The sequence below is a fragment of the Streptomyces sp. NPDC006430 genome (genome assembly GCF_040612395.1).
Lineage (GTDB): Bacteria > Actinomycetota > Actinomycetes > Streptomycetales > Streptomycetaceae > Streptomyces.
The window spans coordinates 1-6,929 of the sequence record NZ_JBEXQA010000075.1; the positions used below are offsets into that span (position 1 = coordinate 1).

Genomic DNA, 6,929 nt, shown 5'->3' on the forward strand with positions numbered 1-6,929 from the left:
CGGGCGCTCGATGCCGCGCTGCGGGATGTGATTGGCCGTCACGAGGTGCTGCGCACGGTGTTCGGGATGGCCGATGGCGAGCCGTACCAGCGGGTTCTCGACCTTCCGGACGTTGCGTGGCAGCTCCAGGCCGTCGACCTGTCCACCGCAGACGGGCCAACCGGCGGCCTCACTGAGGCGGTCGTCGGGGCTGCATCGCAGTCCTTCGACCTGTCGTCCGAAGTCCCGGTCCGTGCTTGGCTGTTCACGACCGGGGTCGACGAGCACGTCCTCCTCGTGGTGGTACACCACATCGCAAGTGACGGCTGGTCGTCCGGGCCACTCGCCCGTGACCTCGCTGCTGCCTACGAGGCGCGTTGTGCGGGTCGGGCTCCGGAGTGGGAGCCGCTGCCGGTGCAGTACGCCGACTACGCGCTGTGGCAGCGCGAACTCCTCGGCGACGAGAACGACCCGGACAGCGTGCTTTCCCGCCAAGTTGCCTATTGGCGGGCCGCGTTGGCCGGGGCGCCGGAGGAGCTAAGGCTTCCCTTCGACCACCCGCGTCCCGCGATCGCCGGGTACCAGGGGCACCGGGTGCCGCTGGAGATCCCAGCGGAGGTGCATGCGCGTCTGGCGGAGCTGGCCCGCGTCGAGGGCGTGACGCCGTTCATGGTGCTGCAGGCTGCTCTCGCGGTGCTGCTGTGCCGGTTGGGTGCGGGCACTGACATCCCGATCGGGTCGGCGAATGCCGGGCGTACCGATGTGGCCCTCAATGACCTGGTCGGCTTCTTCGTCAACACCCTCGTGCTGCGCACCGACCTGTCCGGCGACCCAACGTTCACCGAAGTCCTCGGCCGTGTGCGGGAGACGGGCCTGTCCGGGTTCGCCCACCAGGACGTGCCCTTCGAGCGACTGGTGGAGGAGCTGGCACCGCCCCGCTCACTTGCAATCCACCCCCTGTTCCAGGTGATGCTGACCCTGCAGAACAACGCCGGGGTCGCCCTTGACCTGCCGGGTGTCCGGGTCACCGAGGTGGATGAGGAACTCAAAGCCGGAGCTTCGGCTGCGAAGTTCGATCTGTCCCTGAGCGTCGAGGAGACCTTCGACGCGCAAGGTGCCCCCGCGGGGCTGCGTGGTGGGCTGACCGCTGCAACTGACCTGTTCGAGATCGGCACCGCCAAACAGCTCGCTACGCGCTTCGCGCGCGTCCTTGATGCTGTGGTCGGCGATCCGCGCATGCGGCTGAGTGCCGTGGATGTCCTCGACGAGGGGGAGCGCCAGCGGGTCCTGGTGGAGTGGAACGACACCGACTCCGAGGCGGTTGCGGTCACTGTGGCGGGGTTGTTCGAGGCCCAGGTGGCACGGACGCCGGATGCGGTGGCGGTCGTGGCCGACGGTACGGAGGTGTCGTACGCGGATTTGGACGCACGCGCCAATCGCCTTGCGCATTACCTGGTGGGTCAGGGTGTTGGTGCGGAGTCGGTGGTGGGTCTGTGTCTGCCGCGTGGCGTGGAGACCATCGCCGCGATCCTGGCGGTGTGGAAGGCCGGTGCCGGCTACCTTCCCGTGGACCCGGGGCAACCCGCCGAGCGCGTGGCGTTCATGCAGGCGGACAGCGGGGCCGTGACGCTCCTGACCACCTGTGCCCTGCTGGATGGCCCCGCGGCCCAGGCACCGTCCGTGCTCGCTTTGGACGCTCCTGAGGTCGCCGGCGCGATCGGCGCGTGCGCCGCCATAGCGCGGCAGACGGATGTGGTGGCGGACGGGCTCGCGTACGTGATCTATACCTCGGGGTCGACGGGTCGCCCCAAGGGTGTCGCGATCACGCACGGTTCCCTGGCAAACTACGTCGCCACCGTGCCGGCCGGGGTCGGATTCGGTGCCCCGGGGGACAGGTATGCCCTGCTCCAGGCGCAGGCCACCGACCTCGGCAACACCGTGGTGTTCGCCAGCCTGACCACTGGTGGTGAACTGCACGTCCTGGACGAGGGCGCGGTCACCGACCCGGCGGCTGTCAGCCGGTACCTGGCCGAGCACCGCATCGACCACCTCAAGGCGGTCCCGTCCCACCTCGCGGCCCTCGGCGCGGCCGGGGACCTGAGCGCGGTGCTGCCCGCCAAGTCCCTGGTCCTCGGCGGTGAAGCGGCCTCTCCCGCCTGGGTGCGAGAACTGGTGTCGGTCGCGGGCGAGCGTGCCGTGTTCAACCACTACGGCCCTACCGAGACCACGATCGGCGTCGCCACCAGGCACCTGACCGCGGAGCGGGTGGCCGACGGAGTGGTGCCGGTCGGAGCACCGGTCGGCAACACCCGCCTGTACGTGCTCGACGCCGCGCTGCGCCCGGTCGCGCCGGGCGTCGTCGGCGAGCTGTACATCGCGGGCACCCAGCTCGCGCGCGGCTATGTGCGCCGCCCCGGTCTGACCGCGGAGCGGTTCGTCGCATGCCCGTTCGGCACGGCCGGCGAGCGGATGTACCGCACCGGTGACCGTGCGCGGTGGACAGGTGACGGCCAGGTGGTGTTCCTGGGCCGCACCGACGAGCAGGTGAAGATCCGCGGTTTCCGCATCGAGCCCGGTGAGGTCCAGTCGGCTCTGGCTGCGCACCCGTTGGTGGGTCAGGCAGTGGTGATCGCCCGCGAGGACGTCCCCGGCGACCGGCGTCTCGTCGCTTACGTCGTGGCCGATGATCCGGAGACCGCACAGGACCCGGGCCTGCCCGCGACGATCCGCAAGTTCGCCGCGCAGCGCCTGCCGGAGCACATGGTGCCCTCGGCAGTGGTGGTCCTCGACGGGCTGCCGCTGACAGGCAACGGCAAGCTGGACCGCAAGGCCCTGCCCGCCCCGGACGGCGCTGCGGCGCGTGTGGGCCGCGGGCCTGCCAACGCCCGTGAGGAGATCCTCTGCGCCGCGTTCGCCGAAGTCCTCGGCCTGGACCGGGTGGGGGTCGACGACGACTTCTTCGACTTGGGCGGTCATTCCCTGCTCGCCGTGCGCCTCGTCAGCCGCATCAGGGTAGTGCTCGGCGTGGAACTGGAGATCCGAGTCCTGTTCGAGGCGCCGACGGTGGCCGGACTTGCGGCCTGCATCGACGAGGCCGACGGGGCCCGGACAGCGCTGATGGCGCAGGAGCGTCCGGAGCGGGTGCCGCTGTCGTTCGCGCAGCGCCGCCTGTGGTTCATCGGCGAGCTGGAGGGGCCGAGCCCCACCTACAACATCCCGATTACCGTGCGCCTCAACGGCGTGGTGGACGCCGCCGCGCTGAACGCCGCCCTGCGGGACGTGATCGGTCGCCACGAGGTGCTGCGAACGGTCTTCGCGACCGCAGACGGCGAGCCCTACCAGCGCATCCTCGACCTCGAGGACCTGGAGTGGGCCCTGCACGTGGCCGAGGTGCCGGAGGTAGGGCTGGCCGAGGCGATCGACGGTGCCACGCGGTATGCATTCGACCTCTCGGCCGAAGTGCCTTTCCGTGCTTGGCTGTTCTCGGCCGGATCCGAGGAGCACGTGGTCGTGGTGACCATCCACCACATTGCCGGCGACGGCTGGTCGACCCGGCCCCTGGCGCGGGATGTGTCGGTGGCGTACGAGGCGCGTTGTGCGGGTCGGGCTCCGGAGTGGGAGCCGCTGCCGGTGCAGTACGCGGACTACGCGCTGTGGCAGCGCGAACTCCTCGGCGACGACCAGGACCCGGAGAGCCGGATCTCCCGCCAGGTCGCCTACTGGCGCAAGGCCCTTGCCGGTGCACCGGAGGAGCTGGAGTTGCCCTTCGACCACCAGCGCCCCGCGGTCGCCAGTTACCAGGGGCACCTCGTGCCACTGGAGATTCCGGCGGAGGTCCACGCCCGCTTGGCGGAGGTAACCCGCGCCGAGGGCGTGACGGTGGCCATGGCACTTCAGGCCGCGCTTGCGGTACTCCTGTCGAACCTGGGCGCAGGTACCGACATCCCCATCGGCTCGGTGAACGCTGGACGCACCGACGAAGCCCTCGACGACCTGGTCGGCTTCTTCGTCAACACGCTGGTGCTGCGCACGGACCTGACGGGGAGCCCCACGTTCCGCGAGCTCCTTTCCCGGGTACGGGAGTCCAGCCTGTCCGCGTTCGCCCACCAGGACGTGCCGTTCGAGCGCCTGGTCGAGGAACTCGCCCCGACCCGCTCGCTGGCCCGGCACCCGCTGTTCCAGGTGACCCTCGCGGTGCAGAACAACGCCGAGGCGGTCCTGGACCTGTCCGGCATGCGCACCGAAGGAGCCGCGGAGGCAGACGCCCAAGGCACCACGGTGGCGAAGTTCGACCTGGACGTGAGCGTGGGTGAGACCTTCGACGCACAGGGCGCCCCGGCGGGGCTGCGCGGTGTGCTGATTGCAGCCGCGGACCTCTTCGAGCCCGCCACCGTCGAACGGCTCGCAGGGCGTCTTGCCCTCGTCCTTGAGACGGTCGCCAACGATCCGGACCGGCTGCTCAGTGGTGTTGATGTGCTGGGTGAGGTTGAGCGCCGTCGGCTGTTGGCGGAGTGGAGCGGGACAGCGGCTGAGGTGCCGGCGGGGACGATTCCGGAGTTGTTCGAGGCGCAGGTGGCGCGGACGCCGGATGCTGTTGCGGTTGTGGCCGACGGCTTTGAGGTGTCGTATGCGGAGTTGGATGCGCGTGCGAATCGTCTGGCGCGGCTGCTGGTCGGCCGGGGCGTGGGTCCGGAGTCCGTGGTGGGCGTGTGCCTGGAGCGCGGCATCGATCTGGTGGTGGCACTGCTGGCGGTGACGAAGGCGGGGGCTGCGTATCTGCCCATCGACCCGGCCTATCCCGCCGAGCGGGTGGAGTTCATGCTCGTGGATGCCGGTGCGCTGTGCGTGATGACCTCTGAGGCGTCGCAGGGTGCGCTGCCGCAGGGTGTGGCTCGAATTACGCTGGACGCGCCCGCTGTGTACGGCGAGTTGGAGGCCCTGGTCGACACGCCGTTGTCGGATGCGGACCGTGGCGGAGTGCTGCTGGCGGCGCATCCGGCGTGGGTGATTTACACGTCGGGGTCGACGGGTCGGCCCAAGGGCGTGGTGGTCACGCACGTCGGTATCGGGTCGCTGGTGGGAGCGCAGGCGGAGCGGTTCGCGGTGGATGGTGCGAGCCGGGTGCTGCAGTTCGCGTCGGTTGGGTTCGATGCTGCCTCTGCAGAGATCTGGGTGGCGTTGTGTGCAGGGGCTCGGCTGGTGGTGGCGCCGGCGGAGGCGCTGGTGCCGGGGGCCGGTCTGGTCGAGTTGGTCGCGCGGCACGGGGTGACGCATGCGACGTTGCCGCCCGCCGTGCTGGGCGTGGTGGATCCGCGGGACGTGCCGTCGCTGTCGGCGGTGGTGTCGGCGGGTGAGGCGCTGGCTTCGGAGCTGGTGGCTGCGTGGGGGGCCGGCCGGCGGCTGGTGAACGCCTACGGTCCGACCGAGGCGACGGTGTGTGTGTCGATGTCGCAGCCGCTGGCGGCCGGTGACGTGCCGTACATCGGCTCACCGATTCCCAACACCCGTGTGTACGTGCTTGACCGGTGGCTGTGTCCGGTGGCGCCGGGTGTGGTTGGTGAGCTGTATGTGGCGGGTGCGGGTCTGGCGCGTGGTTATGTGGGCCGGGCTGGTCTGACGGCGGAGCGTTTCGTGGCCAGCCCGTTCGGTACGGCCGGTCAGCGGCTCTATCGCACCGGCGACCTGGTGCGCTGGAGTTTCGAGGGCCAGTTGGAGTATCTGGGCCGGGCGGATGAGCAGGTCAAGATCCGCGGGTTCCGTATCGAGCCGGGTGAGGTCCAGGCTGTTGTCGCCGCGCATGCGTCGGTGGCTCAGGTGGCGGTGATCGCCCGTGAGGACGTTGCGGGTGACAAGCGTCTGGTCGCCTACGTGGTCCCCGCCGGCGAGGGCCGCGATGGCGAACTGCCGTTGGAACTTGCTCAGTTCGTGGCCGGTCGGCTGCCGGAGTACATGGTGCCGTCGGCGGTCGTGGTCCTGGACGTGCTGCCGTTGACGGTGAACGGGAAGCTGGACCGTAAGGCCCTGCCGGGACCGGAGTACACCACCGGTTCCGGCCGTGGTCCCTCCACGGTCCGCGAGGAGATCCTGTGCGCCGTGTTCGCCGAGGTCCTCGGCGTGGACAGCGTCGGCGTCGACGACAGCTTCTTCGCTCTGGGCGGTCACTCCCTCCTTGCGATCCGGCTGGTGGAGGTCCTGCGTAGTCGAGGGATATCGGTGTCGGTGCGGACGTTGTTCCAGACTCCGACGGTGGCCGGTATTGCGGCTGAGGCGTCCGGCGCGGAGAGCGTTGTCGTTCCGCCGAATGCCATTCCGGAGGGCGCGCGGGCGATCACGCCCGACATGCTCCCGTTGGTCGACCTGACCGCCGAGGAGATCGAGCGGATCGTTGCGACCGTGGACGGTGGCGCGGCCAACGTCGCCGACATCTATCCGCTGGCACCGTTGCAGGAAGGTCTCCTCTTCCACCACCTGCTCGCGGATGGTGGTGAGGACGCGTATGTGACGCCGATGGTCGTGGAGTTCGACTCGCGGGTACGGCTGGATGCGTTTGTCGATGCGTTGCAGCGGGTCGTGGACCGGCATGACATCTACCGAACCGGGATCGTGTGGAACGGCCTGTACGAGCCGGTACAGGTGGTGTGGCGGCACGCCCGACTCCTCGTCGAAGGAGTTGAACTCGACCCCCTGAGCACGGACCCGGTAGGCGAGTTGGTCGCCCAGGTCGGCCTCTCCATGAACCTGGACCGGGCCCCGCTGATTCGGATGCACACAGCTGCTGCGCCGGACGGCCGGTGGCTGGCACTGCTGCGCATGCACCACATGATTCAGGACCACACCGCGATGGAGGTGATCCTCGGTGAGGTGGAGGAGTTCGTTGCGGGGCGGGGCGCGGAGCTGCCGGAGGCGTTGCCGTTCCGTGACTTCGTTGTGCAGGCGCGTGGCGGGGTGGA

At 69.8% G+C, this 6,929-nt stretch carries 1 protein-coding gene; it reads left to right on the top strand.

The window, feature by feature from the left end; genetic code table 11:
• Positions 1–66: 66 nt before the first annotated feature.
• The coding region (locus tag ABZZ20_RS36410; RefSeq protein ID WP_356877275.1) for an amino acid adenylation domain-containing protein at positions 67–6,929 on the top strand (6,863 nt) is incomplete at its 3' end.